This window comes from Streptomyces sp. Root1304 (assembly GCF_001426405.1).
GTDB lineage: Bacteria > Actinomycetota > Actinomycetes > Streptomycetales > Streptomycetaceae > Streptomyces.
Genome location: NZ_LMEP01000003.1, coordinates 130484 through 149679, shown reverse-complemented (window position 1 = coordinate 149679; position 19196 = coordinate 130484). Strand labels below are relative to the sequence as shown.

Here is a 19196-nt window from a genome sequence, read left to right as displayed (position 1 = left end):
GCGCCGAGCGCCTCCCGCGTGGTCCCTTCCCGCAGCCGCCGCAGCGCCTCGCCCAGACCCGGCCGGGCCCCGCCGATGCGGAGCAGCCGGGGGCCGAGGGTCAGCAGCGTCTCGTCCGGGGTCTCGTGGACGGCGACGGCGGGCAGCAGGCGTACGGTGTTCAGCTCCCCTCCAGGTGCTGGCCCATGGCGATGGTGTAGCGGCCGACGGTGTCCCGGGTGAAGGGCTCGACCCGGTGCCAGCAGTCCTCCCGGATGGGCATCAGGGAGACGCTGTTGAAGACGGGCTCGACGAAGAACTCCTCGTCCTCGCCGCGGCGGAAGGCGAGCCGCCCGCCGGAGTCGGGGGTGTATTCCTCGTCGAGGTAGAAGTTGACGGCGAGGACCCGCCCCGGCACCAGGTCCTGGTGGGCGCCGAGGGCGTCGGAACGGCGGTACGCGGCCAGCTCCATGGTGGTCCGCTTGCGCAGGACGAGACCGGTGCCGGAGCCGATCCAGTCGCGCAGCGCGTCGGAGAGCACCGAGAAGACGAAGAACTCCTGGAGGGTGCGCTGGTGCGCCGGGTCCATGGCGCCCTCGTCGAGCAGGGCGTGGATGTCCTTGACGACGAACTGGGCGATGGTCACCTCGTCCTGCTCGTCGACGTCCTCGTCCCAGAACTCGGTCTTTCCCAGGCGCCCTTCGTACTTGGCGGCGTGCCGCGACCAGGTCGGGATGGCGCGCATCGCGGCGGCGAGGTCCGCGGCGAACTCGGGACGCAGGAAGTTCCGCAGGTGCAGGGGGTGGACCGCCTCCCCGTGGTACCAGTCGCGCAGCCGGTCGACCGTCGAGGCGGTCAGGTACTCCGGTGCGACGTAGGGTGCGGCGCCGGCGAGGGCCGGCGGAACCGGCGACGACGGCCGTGTCGTGGTGCTGGACATGGTTCTCCTCACGGACGGGGTGGGGTGGGCGGGTTCCCGGGCGGGGCACGGGCTCAGGTCAGGACCGGCTCCGGATGTCCGGTGGCGGCCGCGGCGGTCAGCATCCGCGCCTCGACGAGCTGTCGCAGGACCGCGGTGCCGCCGGCCGTTCCGTACGCGTCCGTCAGGTCGCGGCGGGTCAGCGGCGTCCCGTCCAGCCAGGGGGCGAGCCCCCTGGCCACGGCGGCGGGCAGGACGGTGCGCTCACGGCGCAGGACGTGGGTGACGACCAGCTCGTCGCCGCGGGGCAGGACGTCCAGGGAGGAGACACCCAGCCGGAACGTCTCCTCGTCGCCGGGTAGCCGGTCGAGGAACTCGTCCCCGGTGCGGCGCATGTGGGCGGAGCCGTGGCCGATCGCGAAGTCCTGGAAGGCGCGGTGGACCCCGGTGCGCTCCTCGCGGGTCATGGCCGGGTCGATGTTGCCGAGGTGGTTGAGCGCGTACTGCGCCTGGTTCGCGAGCCCGGAGTCCTCGTCCCCGACGACCAGACCGAAGCGCTCGGGACGGCGGCCGACCTCGGAGGAGCGGGTCGCCTCGAACGGGAAGACGGTGAAGGACTCGACGCAGTCGGCGAGTTCGGCCACGTCCCGCAGCGACTCCATGGCCTCCTCCAGGGTGGTGGAGGGCAGATCGGGGATCAGGTTGATCCGCAGCTTCATGCCGGCCTGGTGGGCCTCGCGGATGAAGCGGAGGTTCTCCTCGCGGTCCGCGGACTTGTGGACCAGCTTCAGGACGCGGGTGTTCGTGGTCTCCATGCCGATGACGAGGTACTCGCAGCCGGCCCGGACCATCAGCTGGAGGAGCTCGGCGTCGAAGCGCCGGTCCACCATGGCGAAGGAGTTCCAGGTGATGTCGAGGCCGCGGTCGAGGACCGCCTGGGAGAAGCGTCGGGCGAACGCGGGCGGGATGGACTCCGTGATCAGCTCGAAGCGGCGCACCCCGTGCGTGCTGACCTGGTGCTCCAGCTCGGCCATGAAGCTCTGCACGGAGCGCCCCCGGTAGGGCGGGGAGCCGTCGTACAGCTCGACGAAGTCGCAGTAGTCGCACTTGCCCCAGTAGCAGCCGCGCGCCTGGACGATGCCCATCTCGTGGCCGACGAGCCGGGCCATCAGGGCGGGGTCGTACGCGGCGGGCGGGAGCGCGTTGGGGTGCAGGCCCGGAGCGGGCGGGGTGTGGACGGCGGTCCTCACGGCACCGTCGGTCGCGGCGCCTCCCTCGGGCCCGGCGGCCTTGTCGGTGCTGTCGGTCCCGTCGGTGTCGGCGGTGACCGTGGTCTCGGCGGTGAGGGCGGAGACCCCCGCGACCTCGGTCGGCCGCCAGTCGCCGCTGTCGGCCTGCCGGTACAGGGCGAGCAGCGGGGCCTCGCCGTCGAAGCGGACGACCGCGTCGACCTGACGGTGGACCTCCAGGAGGCGGGCGAGGTCGTCCTCGTTCATGAGGGAGAGCGTCGGGCCGCCGAGCACGATCCGCACGTCGGGCCGGATCCGCTTGACGGCCTCGGCGAGCAGCAGCGCGGGGACGAGCTGGGGGCCCATGGGGACGGACACGCCGAGGAGCCGGGCGTCCGCGGGCAGCCGGTCGGCCAGACCGAGCGAGGCGTAGTACGCACGGAAGACCAGCGTCCGGTCCGAGCGCAGCAGCGCCGGGTCGCTCAGCCACTCGGCCTCGGGGTCGATCAGATACGGCTGCGCCAGCGCGGAGAGCAGGAACGCCGGGCCGGTCTCGGCGGCGAAGGTGTGCCGCCCGAGCTCGTCGAAGAGGGCGTCGCGGTGGCTGCCGAGCCAGCGGCCCGCGACCGCGCACATCTCCTCGGGGTAGCAGCCTTCGAGACCGACGAGCCGGCCCGCCCCCGCCTCGGCCAGATGGCCGGGGTCGAGCAGATGGAGGGCGAACTCCTCGTTGAGGTCCCACTGATGGGTGCGGACCTTGCGGCTCTGCAGGAACCCGGCGAGGACGGCGCTCGACGGGAAGTAGCGGCCGAAGCTGGACTCGACCAGCGGAGGGAAGGCCAGGACGACGGAGCCGCCGCCACTGGGGCCCGCGGTGCCGGGCCCGGCCTCCTCGGGCACGGCGGGGCCGATGTCGATGCCGGATGTCATGTCACTTCACCTCACCGGGAGTCGCGGGAACGGCGGCGATGCTGACCGTGTGGCGTCCGACGCGGTCGGCGCGCCAGGGGGTGACCCAGTGCACGCAGCCGGGCCGGATCGGCATCACGGACAGGCTGTTGAAGCGGGGCGGCATCAGATGCTCGCGGCCCTCCTCGTCGCGGAACCCGAGGACGCCCCCGTCGCCCGCCCGATAAGCGGGGTCCAGGTACAGGTTGAGGACGAACAGGGTGTCCGACTCGGCGTCGGAGTGCTCCCCGAGCGTGTCGCCGGACCGGTAGCGAGCGAACTCGATGTTGGTGGTGAGCGGCCCGCCGGGGTCCGTCCACCGGTCGAGCAGATCGCGCAGGACCGTGCCCATTCCGGCGAAGACGAAGAAGTCGGAGAGCCGCGCGCGGTGCTCGGCCGCGTAGCGCGAGCCCTCGTCGAACAGGGCCGGGATGTCCCGTGCCACGTCACGGACGGCGGCCCGTTCCTCGGGAGGCGCGGCCCGCCACTCCTCCGGGCTCGCCGGCCGGGTGGCGGCCCGGTCCGGGTTCCACAGGACGGCCGAGGTCTCCCAGACGGGCAGGGCCCGCACCGTCTCGCCGAGCGCCCGCGCCTGCTCGTCCGGCAGGAAGCCGTCGAGATGGACGGGGCGGGCGGGGTCGGCGCGCAGCAGCGCGGCGAGCGCGGCCCGTTCGGCGGGGGAGCGGTCGACCGGGCGGAAGGGGCCGAGGGCGGCCGCCGCCGCCGGGGCGTTGCGGCCGTCGGGTGCGTGGGGTGCGTGGGGTGCGTCGGGCGCGGCCGGTGCGGTGGGCCCGATGGGTCCGGCGGTGGTGGGGGAGGCGTCTGGTGCGGCGGAGGCGTCGGCGCCGGGTGCGGTGGTGGCCGGGCTGTGCGTCATGCGGTACGGCCCTTCAGTGGTCGCGGTCGGGCACGGCGGTACGGGTCAGGTCGTCCAGCTGCGCGGTGCCGGTGGCGGCCACGACGGGCGCGGGACACCCGGGGCCGGTCAGGGTGACGCTGTTGACCTGGAACAGCGGCACCACCGGCGCGTGGTCGAGCACCACCGCCTCCGCCTCCCGCCAGGCCCGCGCCGCCTCCGGCCCTCCGGCCGTGCGCAGCGCCCGGTCGAGCGCCGCGTCCACGGCCGGCTCGGCGAACCCGAACGCGCGGGCCTGCCCCGAGGTGCTGTGGAAGCCGGTGAGGAAGCCCGCCACATGGGCCAGCGGGGCCGGGTTGATGCCGTACAGCAGCTCGTAGTCGAGCGTGGCGGCGGCCCGCGCGAAGTCCTCGTACGCCAGCGGGCGCAGCCGTACGGGATGGCCGAAGCGCGCGCGGAGGTCCGCCGCGACGAGCGCCGCGGCCTCCCCGTTCGGGGCGAAGTCGGCGTAGCTCAGGGTCAGTTCGGCCCGGCGTCCCGGCGGGGGGATACGGCCGGGGGGCGGCGGCACCGCGGCCCCGCTCTCGCCGTCCCGGCTCGTCCCGCGCGGCTCCCACAGGTCCGTGTAGCGCGGGAGCGGGAGGGCCGCCCGCCGGAGGAGGACGCTCGCCGCCCGCCGGTCGAAGCCGGCCGAGAAGGCGCGGCGCCCGGCCGGGGTGGCGAGGGGGCTGTCGAGGCCGGGGCGCACCCAGAGCTGGCAGGCCATGGACAGGGCGCGTACGGTCGCGCCCGGACGGGCGGCCGCCGCCGTGAACTCGTACGGGGTGAGGCCGGTGTTGACCGAGAGGTCGAGCCGGCCGTCGGCCAGGGCGGCGAAGGCCTCGGCGCGGTCGGCGTACACCTGGAAGGCGAGCCGTTCCGGGGTGCCGGGACCGGTGCGGCGGGACGGCTTGCGGCGCAGTTCGATGCGGCCGCGGGTGCGGTCGGCCAGGACCGGCCGGAAGGGGCCGCTCGCGGTCCAGCCGCCGTCGGGCGTCTCGCGGACGGGCGCGGCGCCCGGGAAGGCGAGGAGCTGCGGCAGATGGGGCAGCGGCAGCGGGGAGCGCATTTCGACGACCGCGGCGCCGTCGGCCTCGTCGCGGACGATCCGGGTGGTCACCGGGGAACCGGTGCCCCCGGGATCGTGGGCGGCGGGCAGCGGCAGGCCGGTGGGTCCCCAGGCCCGGTGGACTCCGGCGGCGATCTCCTCGGGCCGCACCGGGCTGCCGTCGTCCCAGCACTGGCCGGGGGCCGGCCGGAGCAGCCAGGTCCGATCCCCGTCGAGCGGGGTGAGCGCGGCGAGCGCGGACGGCGCCGTGCCGGGGCCCTCGGCGAGGTCGCGGGTGAGCGGGTCGACCAGGGCGTCCAGGACGAGGGCCTGGTTGAAATCCACGACGTGGAACGGATCCAGGCTGAGCGGCCAGGCGTCGAGGTCCACGACGAGAGCGGTGTCGCGTCCCTCGGCTCGGGCGTACCGGGTGCCCACTGCGGTCACGATTCCCCCCGTCGGTCTGTCGGTCGGCTGCCGGCGGTGGTGATCAGCTGCGGACGCGGTTGCCGAGGAACTCGTTGAGCAGCTCACGCTTGAAGACGAGACCGTCGGTCTCGAGCTCCGGCGTGCCGGCCGTGTCCGCCTGCTGCAGCTCGGCGGTCTCCTGGGTCTCCGGACGCTGTGCGTTGGACTCCATGGTGTTTCCCCTCTCTTCGAGTGGACGGGCGGCCGGGAGCACGTGTGTTGCCCGCCTCCGACCACCCAGTGGTCGCCGACCGGACGGGAGGTGCCCCGAACGGGCGGTCGGTGGTGACGGTGTCACGGCAATTTCTCTCGCTCAAGACCGCCGTGAGAGATTGAACCGATTCAGACGCGGCACACCGGTCGGCGAGGGGCGGGAGATCGATGGGGTTTCTGGAGGTTTCCGGACTTGAATACTGGTTGGCCGACGGTCGGATGCTTTTTCACGATGCGTCCTTCAGGGTCGGGGACGGTGACAAGGTAGCCCTGATCGGCGCGAACGGACTGGGGAAGACAACCCTGTTGCGCCTGATCACAGGCGAGTTGAAGCCGGAATCCGGAACCGTACGGGTGGTCGGCGGGCTGGGAGTGATGCCCCAGTTCATCGGTTCGGTACGGGATTCGACCACGGTGCACGAATTCCTGGTGTCCCTCGCACGACCGGAATTGCGGCGTGCATTTTCAGACATGGAACGAGCGGAACTCGCCATGATGGAATCGGACAGCGAGGCCGTCCAGATCCGATATGCCGAAGCGCTGTCCGTGTGGGGCGATGCCGGCGGCTACGACGCCGAGGTCGAATGGGATCTCGTCACCCAGGCCGCGCTGCGGCTGCCCTTCGACCTGGCCCGGTTCCGTGAGCTGCGCACTCTCTCCGGCGGAGAGCAGAAGCGGCTCGCCCTGGAGGCGCTGTTCCGGGGCAGCGCCGAGGTGCTGCTTCTGGACGAGCCGGACAACTACCTCGACGTACCCGGCAAGCGGCAGCTGGAGGAGACCATGGCGGCCTCCTCGAAGACGGTGCTGTACGTCAGCCACGACCGCGAGCTGCTCGCCGCGACCGCCACCCGGGTGCTGACCCTGGAGGCCGGGGGCGTGTGGGTGCACGGCGGTGGTTTCCGCGACTACCACGAGGCCCGCTCGGCGCGGCTGGAACGCCTCGACGAGCTGCACCGCCGCTGGTCCGAGGAGCACCAGCGGCTCAAGGACCTGGTCCGCACCCTCCAGCAGCAGGCGAAGATCTCGGCGTCGGTGGCGGGCAAGTACCGGGCGACGCAGACCCGGCTGGCCCGCTTCGAGGAGGCCGGTCCGCCGCCGGAGCGCCCGGTCGAGCAGAACGTCCGGATGAGGCTGCGCGGCGACCGCACGGCTCTTCGCGCGGTGCGCTGCGAGGGCCTCGAACTGAAGGGGCTGACGCGGCCGTTCGACCTGGAGGTGTTCTTCGGGGAGCGGGTCGCGGTGCTGGGCGCCAACGGCACCGGCAAGTCCCATCTGCTGCGGCTGCTCGCGGCCGGCGGCAGCGACCTGGAGCTCCACGAGCCCGACCGGCACGGCGATCCGGTCGCCCACACGGGCACCGCCCGCCTCGGCGGTCGGGTCAGGCCCGGCTGGTTCGCGCAGACCCAGCAGCGGCCGGACCTGATCGGGCGCACGCTGGTGGAGATCCTGGGCCGGGGCGACGGTGATCGGGACGGCCGGGAACGCGGCGGGGCGGTGTCCGCGCTGCGGCGCTACGAACTCCAGAGCCAGGCGGACCAGACCTTCGAGTCGCTCTCCGGCGGCCAGCAGGCCCGCTTCCAGATCCTGCTGCTCGAACTGCAGGGCGCCACGCTGCTGTTGCTGGACGAGCCCACGGACAACCTGGACCTGCACAGCGCCGAGGCGCTGGAGACCGCTCTCGAACGCTTCGAGGGCACGGTCCTCGCGGTCACCCACGACCGCTGGTTCGCCCGCACCTTCGACCGCTTCGTCGTCCTCGACGACGACGGGAAGGTCCGCGAACACGACGGCCCGTACTGGGGCCCGGGCATCCCGGTCCGAACCGGCCGGGAGGAGGGCGAAAAGGGCGAGGCGGAGCGGAGGGCGGGGCGGTAGGGTGCGCGCCGTGGACATACCCGACTGGTTCGTCTGGATCGCCCTCGGCCTGACGGCCCTTCAGGTCATCGGCCTCGTCCCGGTGACCCGCCGGCTGCGCGGAACCGACCCCGAGCTGCGTGTCAAGGCACGGTTCGACCTGCTGGAGACCGTCGGCAGCCTGCTCATGTTCGTCGGCCTGATGCTGAGCCTCTGGGTGACCCCGGTCTGGGCCTGGCTCGCCCTCGCCGGCCTGGCGCTCATGGCGGGCGGTTACGCGGCGAAGGGCATCCACCTGCTCCGCACACGCCGCCGCCCCACGCCCTGAGGGTCCCGCGCCCGGCGGACGGTCAGCGGCAGATCCAGGAGCCGTCCCGGACCGGGTGCGTACGCCGCTCACCGGTCGGGCGGGTCACCACGACGGCACCGTCCTCGCGGGCGCTGCGGCACCATCGGCCGGTGGCGCTGTCGGTGACCGAGCCCGAGGTCGGCAGCGCGATCACGGCGGCCGACACCGCTACCGAGGCGACGCGCCGCGAGGGCTGGGAGTACGTCCGTACCGCCGTCAGCCCGCCGACTCGCCCGCGTGGGGGCTCAGGACGTCCGTGCCCACCAGGATCAGCAGCAGGATGCCCAGCACGATCCGGTAGATCACGAACGGCATGAAGGACTTCGTGGTGATGAACTTCATGAACCAGGCGATCACCGCGTAGCCGACGCCGAAGGCGATGAGGGTGGCGAAGATCGTCGGGCCCCAGGAGACGTGGCCCTCGCCCGCGTCCTTCAGCTCGAACACGCCCGAGGCCAGGACCGCCGGGACCGCGAGGAGGAAGGAGTACCGCGCGGCCGCCTCACGGGTGTAGCCCATGAGCAGGCCGCCGGAGATGGTCGCGCCCGAGCGGGAGACGCCCGGGACCAGGGCCATCGCCTGGCAGAAGCCGAAGATCAGACCGTCCTTGACGCCGAGGTCACGGAGCGTCTTGCGTTCGCGGACCACCCGGTGGCGGCCGCCGATCTCGTCCCTGGCGGCCAGCCGGTCCGCGACGCCGAGGACGATGCCCATCACGATGAGCGTGGTGGCGATGAGCCGCAGGTCCCGGAAGGGGCCCTCGATCTGGTCCTTGAACGTGACGCCGAGGACACCGATCGGGATCGAGCCGACGATCACCAGCCAGCCCATCTGGGCGTCGTGGTCGGAGCGCATCGACTTGTCGGTGAGGGAACGGAACCAGGCCGTGACGATCCGGGCGATGTCCTTGCGGAAGTAGATCAGTACCGCGGCCTCCGTCCCGATCTGGGTGATCGCGGTGAACGCCGCACCCGGGTCTTCCCAGCCGGCGAACGCCGCCGTGAGGCGGAGGTGCGCGCTGGAGGAGATGGGAAGGAACTCCGTCAGCCCCTGGACGAGTCCGAGGATGAACGATTCGAACCAACTCATGGGGCTAGGGCCGTCCCGTTATGTACGTGTGCGGTCAGAAGGTCGTGCGCAGCGTACCGTCCCCAGATGACGGGCCCGTGCTCAGGCCTCCTGAGGGGCCGTCGGACCGGCCGTGGTCCAGCCGGGGCTCCGGACGTGGTGGCTGAGGGACTCCGTGTCGGCCTCTCCGCCGCAGTGGGCGCACACGACCCGGGGGCTGAGGACCTCGCCGCACCGGTGCTCCAGGACGACCGGCCGGGCGTCCGCGTTGAGGTGGCGGTCGCCCCAGGCCATCAGGGTCACGAGCACCGGCTGGAGTTCCTCGCCGGCGGGCGTGGCCCGGTACTCGAAGCGCTGCGGGCGTTCGCTGTACGGCACCTTCTCCAGGACCCCGGCCTCGACGAGCCGCTTGAGGCGGGCGGTGAGGATGTCGCGGGGGGCGCCGGTGTTGCGTGCGATTCGGTCGAAGCGGCGCACACCGAGGGAGACCTCGCGGAGCACCAGCAGGGAGTACTTCTCACCGACGAGCGCGAGGGTGTCCGCGATCGAGCAGGGGCGGGGGGCGGCCTTCATGGGTCCAGCGTAGGGCAGCGGCGGCCAGGTCGGTTTGAAAAACCAATCCACTGGGAGGGTGGCGGGGGAGTAGGTTCCGAGGTGGGTTTGAAAAACCAACTCACTGGGTTATGTTACCGACGAGTGTTGGTCCACTTCTCCAACTCAGGAGCCAGTCATGCGCGACGCCGTCATCGTCGAAGCCGTCCGGACCCCCATAGGCAAGGGCAAGGAGGGCGGAACCCTCTCCCACGTCCACCCCGTCGCCCTCCTCTCCCACACCCTGCGCGCCCTGATCGAACGCAGCGGCATCGACCCCGCCCTCGTCGACGACGTCATCGGCGGCACCGTCGACCAGGTCGGCGAGCAGGCCATGAACACCACCCGCTACGCCTGGCTCGGCGCCGGGTTCCCCGAGTCGGTGCCCGCCACCACCGTCGACCGGCAGTGCGGTTCCTCCCAGCAGGCCGTCCACTTCGCCGCCCAGGGCGTCCTGTCCGGGGCGTACGACATCGCCGTCGCCTGCGGAGTCGAGTCCATGAGCCGCGTCCCCATGTGGTCGAACGTGCCGCCCGGCGCCGATCCCTTCGGCCCCGGCGTCGCCGAGCGCTACCCCGAGGGCCTCGTCCCGCAGGGCGTCAGCGCCGAACTCATCGCGGCCAAGTGGTCGATCGACCGCGAGGCCATGGACGCGTTCGCCACCGCGTCGCACACCAAGGCGGCCCGCGCCTGGGCCGCCGGACTCTTCGACGCCGAGGTCGCCCCGTACGGCACCGTCCGCCGTGACGAGTCCGTGCGTCCCGCCACCACCCCCGAGATCCTCGCCGGGCTCCGGCCGTCCTTCGAGGACCCCGGATTCGCCGAGCGCTTCCCGCAGATCGACTGGTCCGTCACCGCCGGCAACAGCAGCCCCGTCAACGACGGCGCCTCCGCCGTGCTCGTCATGGCCGCCGACACCGCCCGGAGCCTCGGGCTGCGCCCGCTCGCCCGGCTGCACAGCTTCGCCGTCACGGGCTCCGACCCGCTGCTCATGCTCACCGGCGTCATCCCCGCCACCGAGAAGGTCCTGCGCCGCTCCGGCCTCTCCCTCTCCGACATCGACCTCTTCGAGATCAACGAGGCCTTCGCGAGCGTCGTCCTCGCCTGGCAGCAGGAGACCGGCGCCGACCCCGCCAAGGTCAACGTCCACGGAGGCGCCATCGCCCTCGGCCACCCGCTGGGCGCCAGCGGCACCCGCCTCACCACGACCCTGGTGCACGCGCTGCGGGCCCGGGGCGCGCGCTACGGGCTCCAGGCGATGTGCGAGGCGGGAGGCCTGGCCAACGCGATGATCGTCGAGGCGCTCTGACGGGGTCCTTCCGTGGGGCCCGCCCGGCGGCGTGCCTCAGTGCGGCCCGCCCACCGGCTCCGGCGCCGATACGGGTTCCGGCATGGGTTCCGACGCCGGCCCCGCGTCCGGCATCGGAGCCGCGGCCGGAGCCGTCGTCGGAGCCGGGGTCCGTGCCGGCGCCCGCAGGGCGTGCCGCTTGCGCCAGGCCACGACCGCCGCGGCGAGGCCGGACAGGACGATGAACCCCGCCGAGAAGAGGAAGGCGGGCGAGCCCGGCGACCCCGCCTGGGAACCGGCCACGACGTACGCCGCCGTGTTCGGCACCGAACCCAGACCCGTCGCCAGGAGGAACGGCACGTACCCCATGCGGGAGACCGCGGCGCAGTAGTTCGCCGCCGCGAAGGGCACGCCCGGGAACAGCCGGATCGCCAGCATCGAACGGAAACCGTGCCTGCTCAGCTGCCCGTCCGCCGCCGTCAGCCAGCGCCCCCGCAGCAGCGGCCGCAACGCGTCCTGACCCAGGAACCGACCGAGGGTGAAGGAGATCCCTGCGCCCAGCACCGTCCCGGCGAGCGCGGCCGTCAGACCGAAGGCCGAACCGAAGAGCGCGCCCGCCGCCAGATTGAGCACCGGGCGCGGCACGAAAGCCGCCGTGCACGCGCCGTACGCGAGGCCGAACAGCAGCACCGCCCCCGCGCCGCTCGTGTGCGGGGGCCAGCCCGAGGCGAGCAGTCGCTGCGGTTCGTAGAGAAGGACGAGGGCCGCCGCCGAGAGCAGCATCAGGGCGAGCAGCGAGAGCCGCGAGCGCGGCGAGAGCAGGGCCCGGGAGCAGCGGACGGCGAAGGAGCCCGGCGGCCGGGGCACGGGAGCGAGCATTCGGGGAGAGTAACGGACGCGTCCGTATGATCGCCGTAATGTGCGTCATGTCCGTCCGGGCCGGCCCCCGGAGCACTCAAGGACGGGGAGGCACCGTGACGGAGACCGCCGAAGCATCCGACGCCGAAACGGCAGGCGCCGGGGCCAACGACGCGGCCGTGGCCAACGACGCGAAGTCGACCACGGACACCCCTGACACGGGCGGCATCCCGGGGATCTCCGAAACTCCAGACGCCCCAGACACCCCCGGTACCCCCGCCATCCCGCCCAGCGAGCTGGCCGACACGGTCATGGAGCGGCTCACCGCCCTCTACCCCGCCGCCGGGAACCCCTTCCGGGCGCAGGAGATGGTCGCGTACATGAAGGGCGTGGCCCCCTTCCTCGGGCTGCGCACTCCCGAGCGCCGCGCCCTGTCCCGTACCGTCCTCGACGGCACGCCCCGCCCCGACGAACGCGACTGCGCCGCCGTCGCCCTGCGCTGCTTCGCGCTGCCCGAGCGCGAGTACCACTACTTCGCCGTCGACTACCTGCGCCGCCACGTGAAGCGCTGCTCCTCCGGGTTCCTGCCCGTCGCCCGCCGTCTGGTCACCACCACGTCCTGGTGGGACACGGTCGACCACCTCGCCGCGCACGTCGTCGGCGGCCTCGTCGCCGCCGATCCGGCCCTCGGGGCGCGGATGGACGAGTGGATCGAGGACGAGGACCTGTGGGTGGCCCGTACGGCGCTCCTCCACCAGCTCCGCTTCAAGGAGGACACCGACGCAGACCGGCTCTTCGCCCACTGCCTGCGCCGCGCCGCGGACACGGACTTCTTCCTCCGCAAGGCGATCGGCTGGAGCCTGCGCGAATACGCGAAGACCGCCCCCGGCGAGGTCCGCGCCTTCGTCACCACCCACACGGACCGCCTCTCCCCCCTCTCGGTCCGCGAGGCCCTCAAGCACCTGTGACGCCATCCCGGGGGTGCGGAGCGGCCGGACCACGCACGCGCGTGGGCGGGCGTATCCGTCGTCGAACCCTCCCGGCACAATGAGACCGTGAACGAGCACATTCCCGTCCTTCGCGAGGTCGACCACGGCACCGCGCGCCTCATGCCCGACGTAGACCGGGAGCGGGCGTGGCTGTTGACCGTCGACGGTGCGCCGCAGTCGTACGTCGATCTCGACGATCCCGCGTACCTGGAGTTCGAGTACGCGCGTCGGCTCGCGCACGTCGCCGACGGGGTCGCGGACGACGGTGAGCCGCTCGACGTCCTGCACCTGGGCGGCGGGGCGCTCTCCCTGCCCCGGTACGTCGCCGTCACCCGGCCGGGGTCGCGGCAGGACGTCGTCGAGGCCGACCGCGGGCTGCTCGACCTCGTCGCGGAGCACCTGCCGCTGCCCGAGGGGTCCGGCATCGCCGTGCACGGCGCGGACGCCCGGAGCTGGCTGGAGGCCGCGCCGGCGGCCTCCGCCGACCTCATCGTCGGCGATGTCTTCGGCGGCTCGCGCGTGCCCGCCCATCTGACCTCCGTCGAGTACGCGCGCGAAGTGCGGCGCGTCCTGCGGGCCGAGGGGGTCTACGCCGCCAACCTCGCCGACGGCGCGCCCTTCGCCTTCCTCCGCTCCCAGCTCGCCACCTTCGCCACCGTCTTCCCCGAGCTGGCGCTCGTCGCCGAGCCCGCCGTGCTGCGCGGCCGCCGCTTCGGGAATGCCGTCCTCGTCGCCTCCGGCCGCGCGATCGACACCGCCCACCTTGCGCGGCGGGCCGCCTCGGACGCGTTCCCCGCGCGCGTGGAGCACGGGGAGACGCTCGACCGGTTCACCAGGGGCGCGGAACCGGTCCTCGACGCCGGGGCCGTACCCTCACCCGTTCCCCCGGAGGGCGCCTTCGGGATCGGCTGACGGGGCCGCCGGCGGCGGGACGGCGCCGCCGACCTCCTTCGTGTGCGGACGGCGGGTCAGATTCCGTACGTCGGGCACCAGCAGCACCAGCGCCGTGACGACCGTCATCAGCGCCGCCGCGCCCCACAGCGCCTCGCTCCGGCCGAAGGCGCTCTCCGCGGGGCCGGCCAAGGCCGTCGTCAGCGGCAGCAGCGCCGTCGAGCCGAACCAGTCGTACGCCGAGACCCGGGACAGCTTCTCCTCCGGGATCTCCTGGTGCATCGTCGTCATCCACGACACACCGAACACCTCGATCGCGACACCGCTGACGAACATCGCGGCGGTGAGCCCCGCCGCGCCGAGCGGTACGGCCAGCGCCGCCGAGGGCAGCGCGATCGGGAAGACGCACAGCGTCCCGACGAACAGCATCCGGCGCGGCTTCCAGCGGGTCATCAGGACGGCACCGGCGACCGTCCCCGCTCCGTACGCCGCGAGCGCGATGCCCCAGGGGCGCGATCCGCCCAGCTGGTCCCTGGCCACCAGCGGCCCGAACACCGACTCGACCGCCCCGATCAGTCCCACGACCACCGAGAACTGGGCGACGATCGACCACAGCCACGGCCGGCCGACGAACTCCTGCCAGCCCTCCCGCAGATCGGCGAAGAGCCCCCCGCCCGGAGCGCGCTCCGGGGTGCCGCTCACGTCGAGGAAGGCGCGCAGCCCGCCCGCGACCGCGAACCCGATCGCGTCGATCACGAGGACCCAGCCGGGCCCGACGAAGGCGACGAGCGCGCCGCCGAGCGCGGCGCCGCCGATGGCCGCGCCGTGCATGGCCATCCGGTAGACGGCGAAGGCCCGGCTCGCCTGCTCCCCGGTGACGCTGGACATCAGCATGGCCTCGGCCGCCGGGTTGAAGAAGGCCTGCCCGGTGCCGCACAGCCCGGTGAGCACCATCATCTGCCAGATCTGCGCCTCGCCGGTGAGGACGAGGGCCGCGAAGGCCGCCTGCGAGACGCAGTTGAGGGCGTTGGCCGCGACCATCACCCGGTGCCGGGGAAGCCGGTCGGCGACGGCGCCGCCGACCAGCAGGAAGAGGACGAGCGGCAGGAACCGGGCCATCGCCACGAGACCGACGTCGCCCGCGTCGCCCCCCGTCTCGAAGACCGCCCAGGTCGTGGCGATCAGCGCGCCGTGCGTGCCGAGGTTGGTCACGACCGTGGCAGCGGTGAGGAGGACGTAGTTCCGACCGGCCCACCCGGGCCGGCGGGTACGGAACGGGGTGCGGCGCTCGGTGGCCTCGGGTCTGTTCACCCGGGGACTATCCCTGCCGACGGCGCGTGACGCCAACCGGATATCCGGACAGCCCGCCCTCGGACCGTGAAATGCGTTCCCGGGACGGCCCCCGGGCCCCGGCGCGCGCGGGTGCCGCGTGTCCCGGTACGGCAAGTCGGGCCCCGGCGCGCGGGCTTGCCGCGTGCCGGGGACCCGTCGTCTCAGGAGCCCGAGGAGAGCCGGACCGTGGAGAGGATCTGCATGATCGTCGCGTCCGGCAGCTCGTCCGCGACGCCGTCGGCCGCGTAGAGCACGAAGGTCGAGAAGTCGCCCTTGGCGTTCTTGAAGGTGAAGGCGAGCGACTTGCCGTCGGTCTCGCACTTGTTGCGCTTCTTGACGTTCGGCGCCTTGGCCGTCGCCATGCTGCCGGTGAGACCGGACTTGGTCTTGTACGGCACGGCCTTGGTGATCTTGATGGTGCTCTGCGGCATGTGCTGCGCGTAGCCGCCCCACACCCAGGTACCGGCCTCGCTGTACGCGGCGTCCGAGGTGTTCTTGGCGCCCTGGCCGCCCTTGGTGCCGGCGGTGCTGAGGCCCCAGGTCTCGTTGGTGCCGTTCTTGTCGGTGTCGAAGGTGCACCACTCGCTCTTGAGGCGGGTGGGGCTCGACATCGTGACGAGCGGGCTGCCGTCGTTCTTCTTCTCGTCCTCGAAGAAGGTGATCGTCCCGGGCTTGAGCACCTCCCACTCCGGCGGTACGTCGAAGAGGGTGCCGTACTTCGGGTTGTAGACGACCTTCCAGCCCGGGATCGTCGGCTGCTGGGCGGCGCCGTCGCGCGGGTTGGCGATGGTCGGCGAGCTGCTCGGATCCGTCGACGGGTCGGCGGACGGGTCCACCGAGGCCGTCACGGACGGCTTCTTGCCGTCGGCCTCGGGCTTCTTGTCGTCGTCGTCACCGAGCACCAGGAACCCGGTGACACCGGCGGCGACGACCACGGCCGTCGCGGCGACGATCGCGATCAGGGTGGTCTGCTTCTTCTTCCCGCCGTCGGGGCCGCCGGGCCCGCCCGGTCCCGGCACCGCGTACTGCGCGGGCGCGGTCGGCTGCTGGTACGGGTTCGGCTGCCCGTAACCCGGCTGCTGGCCGTACCCCTGCTGCGGGTAGCCCGGACCCGCGGGCGGCTGCTGCGGGTAGCCGGGCTGCGTCGGCGGCTGCGGGTACCCGGGCTGGGTCGGCGGCTGCTGATACGGGTTCGGCTGCTGGTACCCCGACTGCTGGTAGGGGTTCTGATTCTGGTCCTGCGGGTTCTGCTCGCCCCCGGGCGGCTGCTGTCCTGGCCACATGGCCAGTAACCATAGAGGTGCGGGGACCGCTCGACCACGCCCGCCCCCTGAGCGGGCGCGCGTGAAGGTGTCCGCGGGGGATGGCCAAGGCTTCTACTGGTCGGTAACCTCTGGGTTCATGAGCGCAGACCAGATGACCGTCGGCGAGATGCTCGCCGCCACGGTGCCCATGGCAGGAACCCTCAACCTGGAGTTCCTGGAGACCACCGCCGAGCGGGCCGTCGTGCGCCTGCCGGACCAGTCCGCCTACCACAACCACGTCGGCGGCCCGCACGCCGGCGCGATGTTCACCCTGGCCGAGTCCGCCAGCGGCGCCATCGTCATCGCCGCCTTCGGCGACCAGCTGAGCCGCGCCGTGCCGCTCGCCGTCAAGGCGGAGATCGGCTACAAGAAGCTCGCCATGGGCGTCGTCACGGCCACCGCCACCCTGGGCCGCCCGGTCGCCGAGGTCGTCGCCGAACTCGACGCCGGGCAGCGGCCGGAGTTCCCGGTGCGGATCGACATCACCCGCGAGGACGGCGCCGTCACCGGCGAGATGACCGTCGTCTGGACCCTCCGCCCGAACGCCTGAGCCGGACACCACGTACCGCCCTCGCACCCCCGCGTCCACCGGGCGCGGGGGCGGCCGTGCTTCCCGGGCCGCCTCGGCGTCGAGGTCCGTCCGTCCCGACCCGGTAGGCTTCAGCGGCGCGCCCGCCGCGGTGCGCGCCGGGCGAACGAGCAGCTGAGCTGCCGATACGGGAGGAACCGCGTTGCACGTCCAGGAGTGGCTGGAGACGATCCCCGCGGTCGCCGTCTACGTCCTGGTGGGGGTGGTGATCGGGCTGGAGAGCCTGGGCATCCCGCTGCCGGGCGAGATCGTGCTCGTGAGCTCGGCGCTGCTCGCGTCGCAGCACGGCGACATCAACCCGTACGTCCTCGGCGCCTGCGCCACCGCCGGCGCGATCATCGGCGACTCGATCGGCTACGCGATCGGCCGCAAGGGTGGACGGCCGCTGCTCGCCCGGCTGGGGAAGAGGTTCCCCAAGCACTTCAGCGAGGCCAACATCGGGCTCGCCGAGAGCTCCTTCCAGAAGTGGGGCATGTGGGCGGTCTTCTTCGGCCGCTTCATCGCCCTGCTGCGCATCTTCGCGGGACCCCTCGCGGGCGTGCTCCAGATGCCGTACTGGAAGTTCCTCGTCGCCAACGTCCTCGGCGGCATCCTGTGGGCCGGCGGCACGACGGCCGTCATCTACTCGGTGGGCGTCGTCGCGGAGGCCTGGCTCAAGCGCTTCTCCTGGCTCGGCCTGGTGCTCGCCGTCCTCATCGGCCTGGCCTCGATGCTGATTGTCAAGAACCGCGCGAAGAAGGCGGCGGCACGTTCGGAGACGGCGGCGGAACCGGTCCCGGTCGCGGACTGAGCGCGAGCCCCGGAACGTACGGGCAGAAGCAGGAGGGCGGCACCCGTCGACGGGTGCCGCCCTCCTCCGCGTCGTCGCAGACCGTACGGCCGCTCAGCCCTCGAAGGCCTCGGCGTGGCCCTTCGCGAGCAGCAGGTACATCTCGGCGTTCAGCTGGATGCCCGCCTTCTCCTCCTCGGTCAGCGGGCGGCGCACCTTCGCGGGGACGCCCGCGACCAGCGAGCCGGGCGGGACCTCCATGCCCTGCGGGACGAGCGCCTGGGCGGCGATCAGGGAGCCGGCGCCGATCCGGGCGCCGTTGAGGACGGTCGCGCCCATGCCCACGAGGACGTCGTCCTCGATGACACAGCCGTGCACGGTCGCGTTGTGCCCGACGGTCACCCGCGCCCCGATCGAGACGGGGAAGCCGGGGTCGACGTGCACGGTGCAGTTGTCCTGGATGTTGGAGTCCTCGCCGATGGCGATGGGGCCGCAGTCCGCGCGGAGCACGGCGTGGTACCAGACGCTGGCGCGGGCACCGAGGGTCACCTCGCCGAGCACCACGGAGGTGGGGGCGGTGAAGGCGGTCGGATCGATCTGCGGCTCCTTGCCGCCCACAGCCTTGATCAACGCCTCTGTCATGGTTCGCTCCTGCTCGTCAGCGGTGGTGTCGCGCCCGGGGGTGCCCCCGGGCGCACCCTATGCCGTGCTCATGACCGACATCACAGCGCACCGCACTGAACAGGCACGACGGCGCCGACTACGGTGTCGGGGTGCCCAGGAACAGAAACACGTTCTCCTCCCTGTCCGCCTGGCGGCGGCGGGTCCTCGCCAACGCCGTGCGCAGCGGCTGGCGCTGGGTGCAGGAGACCGGCTCCGTGACCGCCGAGCACCCCGGCGGGCTGCGGTTCCGCAGGCTGGGCGCGGGCACCAGACTCGCCTTCCCGCAGGGCACCGTCTTCGGCGAGCAGTGGATCGAGATCGGCGAGTGCTGCATCGTCGCCGAGCAGGTCACGCTCACGGCGGGCATGCTGCCGGGCCTCGACCTCGGCACGGACACGGTTCTGACGCTCGGTGACGGCGTCGTCCTCGGGCGGGGCAGCCACGTCATCGCCGACGCGAAGGTGACCATCGGCTCGGACACGTACTGCGGGCCGTACGTCTACATCACCTCGACCAACCACAGCTACGACGACCCGGACGAGCCCGTCGGCCGTCAGTGGCCCCGTTCGGAACCCGTCTCCATCGGGCCCGGCTGCTGGCTCGGCACCGGCGCGGTGATCCTCCCCGGAGCCCGGCTCGGCCGGAACGTGGTGGTCGCGGCGGGCGCGGTCGTACGGGGAGAGGTGCCGGACCACTCGGTCGTGGCGGGCGCCCCCGCCAAGGTCGTCCGCAGCTGGGACCGGGACAAGGGCTGGCAGCCCCCGCTCCGCACCCCGGCCCCGACTCCGATCCCGGACCATGTGACGCCGGAACAACTCGCCGCGCTGGCCGCGCTCGCCGCCCCGGAGGCCGAAGGGGCCCGCTGACCTCAGGGCTGTCGCGGACCGGTGCGCGTCGTGGGCGAGGACGTCGGTGGTCCCGGTTCCGGCGGGCCGGGGAAGCGCGTTCGCCG

General features: G+C 72.8%; 20 protein-coding genes. 8 read left to right on the top strand and 12 right to left on the bottom strand.

Annotated features, from left to right (window positions below; all coding sequences use genetic code 11):
• Positions 1-160 precede the first annotated feature (160 nt).
• Genes ASD33_RS07490 through ASD33_RS35710 form a run of 5 tightly spaced genes read right to left on the bottom strand, consistent with a single transcriptional unit; the run spans position 161 to position 5658 of the window.
• Positions 161-919: a 2OG-Fe(II) oxygenase gene (locus ASD33_RS07490; protein ID WP_056555372.1), complete on the bottom strand. Its 759-nt coding sequence runs from the start codon at positions 917-919 to the stop codon at positions 161-163.
• A gap of 53 nt (positions 920-972) precedes the next feature.
• Positions 973-3057 (bottom strand): radical SAM protein, encoded by a 2085-nt coding sequence (locus tag ASD33_RS07485; RefSeq protein WP_056555369.1) that lies wholly within the window; start codon positions 3055-3057, stop codon positions 973-975.
• Position 3058: 1 nt separating this feature from the next.
• On the bottom strand, positions 3059-3952 hold the full coding sequence (locus ASD33_RS07480) for a 2OG-Fe(II) oxygenase family protein (protein ID WP_056555366.1): 894 nt from the start codon (positions 3950-3952) through the stop codon (positions 3059-3061).
• Positions 3953-3965: 13 nt separating this feature from the next.
• Positions 3966-5465 carry an ABC transporter substrate-binding protein gene (locus ASD33_RS07475; RefSeq protein ID WP_199863471.1) on the bottom strand — a complete coding sequence of 500 codons (1500 nt, stop codon included), beginning with the start codon at positions 5463-5465 and terminating at the stop codon, positions 3966-3968.
• 43 nt (positions 5466-5508) lie between these two features.
• Entirely contained in the window at positions 5509-5658 is a 150-nt protein-coding gene (locus ASD33_RS35710) for a hypothetical protein (protein ID WP_199863470.1), read from the bottom strand.
• 209 nt (positions 5659-5867) lie between these two features.
• Here ASD33_RS35710 and ASD33_RS07470 point away from each other — a divergent pair, with 209 nt between their 5' ends.
• Entirely contained in the window at positions 5868-7574 is a 1707-nt protein-coding gene (locus ASD33_RS07470; RefSeq protein WP_056555360.1) for an ATP-binding cassette domain-containing protein, read from the top strand.
• A 10-nt stretch (positions 7575-7584) separates the two neighbouring features.
• The gene (locus tag ASD33_RS07465; protein ID WP_056555608.1) at positions 7585-7881 is read left to right on the top strand and encodes a hypothetical protein; all 297 of its coding nucleotides are present in this window, start codon (positions 7585-7587) and stop codon (positions 7879-7881) included.
• Between the two features lie 22 nt (positions 7882-7903).
• Here ASD33_RS07465 and ASD33_RS35415 read toward each other — a convergent pair whose 3' ends face one another.
• From ASD33_RS35415 to ASD33_RS07455, 3 genes are all read right to left on the bottom strand, one after another.
• Entirely contained in the window at positions 7904-8068 is a 165-nt protein-coding gene (locus tag ASD33_RS35415; RefSeq protein ID WP_157870004.1) for a hypothetical protein, read from the bottom strand.
• 50 nt (positions 8069-8118) lie between these two features.
• Positions 8119-8991, bottom strand: a complete 873-nt coding sequence (locus tag ASD33_RS07460; RefSeq protein ID WP_056555357.1) for an undecaprenyl-diphosphate phosphatase — start codon at positions 8989-8991, stop codon at positions 8119-8121.
• Between the two features lie 81 nt (positions 8992-9072).
• A complete protein-coding gene (locus tag ASD33_RS07455) occupies positions 9073-9543 on the bottom strand; it encodes a helix-turn-helix domain-containing protein (protein WP_056555353.1) in 471 nt (156 codons plus the stop codon).
• Positions 9544-9700: 157 nt separating this feature from the next.
• Here ASD33_RS07455 and ASD33_RS07450 point away from each other — a divergent pair, with 157 nt between their 5' ends.
• Positions 9701-10870, top strand: a complete 1170-nt coding sequence (locus ASD33_RS07450; RefSeq protein ID WP_056555350.1) for a thiolase family protein — start codon at positions 9701-9703, stop codon at positions 10868-10870.
• A gap of 36 nt (positions 10871-10906) precedes the next feature.
• Here the strand turns inward: ASD33_RS07450 and ASD33_RS07445 are convergent, their stop codons facing one another.
• Positions 10907-11728 carry a TVP38/TMEM64 family protein gene (locus ASD33_RS07445; RefSeq protein WP_079044626.1) on the bottom strand — a complete coding sequence of 274 codons (822 nt, stop codon included), beginning with the start codon at positions 11726-11728 and terminating at the stop codon, positions 10907-10909.
• 290 nt (positions 11729-12018) lie between these two features.
• On the opposite strand from ASD33_RS07445, the gene ASD33_RS07440 reads away from it, so the two are divergent.
• Positions 12019-12675: a DNA alkylation repair protein gene (locus tag ASD33_RS07440; RefSeq protein WP_056555605.1), complete on the top strand. Its 657-nt coding sequence runs from the start codon at positions 12019-12021 to the stop codon at positions 12673-12675.
• An 87-nt stretch (positions 12676-12762) separates the two neighbouring features.
• Complete coding sequence (locus ASD33_RS07435) at positions 12763-13608, top strand: fused MFS/spermidine synthase (RefSeq protein ID WP_056555346.1); 846 nt, start codon at positions 12763-12765, stop codon at positions 13606-13608.
• On the opposite strand, the gene ASD33_RS07430 is transcribed toward ASD33_RS07435, so the two are convergent.
• Together ASD33_RS07430 and ASD33_RS07425 are read right to left on the bottom strand one after the other, a co-directional pair.
• On the bottom strand, positions 13570-14898 hold the full coding sequence (locus ASD33_RS07430) for an MFS transporter (protein ID WP_056555343.1): 1329 nt from the start codon (positions 14896-14898) through the stop codon (positions 13570-13572). The genes ASD33_RS07435 and ASD33_RS07430 overlap by 39 nt on opposite strands.
• Before the next feature lie 182 nt (positions 14899-15080).
• Positions 15081-16202: a hypothetical protein gene (locus ASD33_RS07425; protein ID WP_056555340.1), complete on the bottom strand. Its 1122-nt coding sequence runs from the start codon at positions 16200-16202 to the stop codon at positions 15081-15083.
• A 133-nt stretch (positions 16203-16335) separates the two neighbouring features.
• Between ASD33_RS07425 and ASD33_RS07420 the strand changes: the two genes are divergently transcribed.
• Together ASD33_RS07420 and ASD33_RS07415 are read left to right on the top strand one after the other, a co-directional pair.
• On the top strand, positions 16336-16773 hold the full coding sequence (locus ASD33_RS07420; protein ID WP_056555337.1) for a DUF4442 domain-containing protein: 438 nt from the start codon (positions 16336-16338) through the stop codon (positions 16771-16773).
• A gap of 181 nt (positions 16774-16954) precedes the next feature.
• The gene (locus tag ASD33_RS07415; protein WP_056555334.1) at positions 16955-17602 is read left to right on the top strand and encodes a DedA family protein; all 648 of its coding nucleotides are present in this window, start codon (positions 16955-16957) and stop codon (positions 17600-17602) included.
• 93 nt (positions 17603-17695) lie between these two features.
• On the opposite strand, the gene ASD33_RS07410 is transcribed toward ASD33_RS07415, so the two are convergent.
• On the bottom strand, positions 17696-18223 hold the full coding sequence (locus tag ASD33_RS07410; protein WP_056555331.1) for a gamma carbonic anhydrase family protein: 528 nt from the start codon (positions 18221-18223) through the stop codon (positions 17696-17698).
• A 131-nt stretch (positions 18224-18354) separates the two neighbouring features.
• Here ASD33_RS07410 and ASD33_RS36740 point away from each other — a divergent pair, with 131 nt between their 5' ends.
• Complete coding sequence (locus ASD33_RS36740; protein ID WP_056555328.1) at positions 18355-19110, top strand: acyltransferase; 756 nt, start codon at positions 18355-18357, stop codon at positions 19108-19110.
• Positions 19111-19196 lie beyond the last annotated feature (86 nt).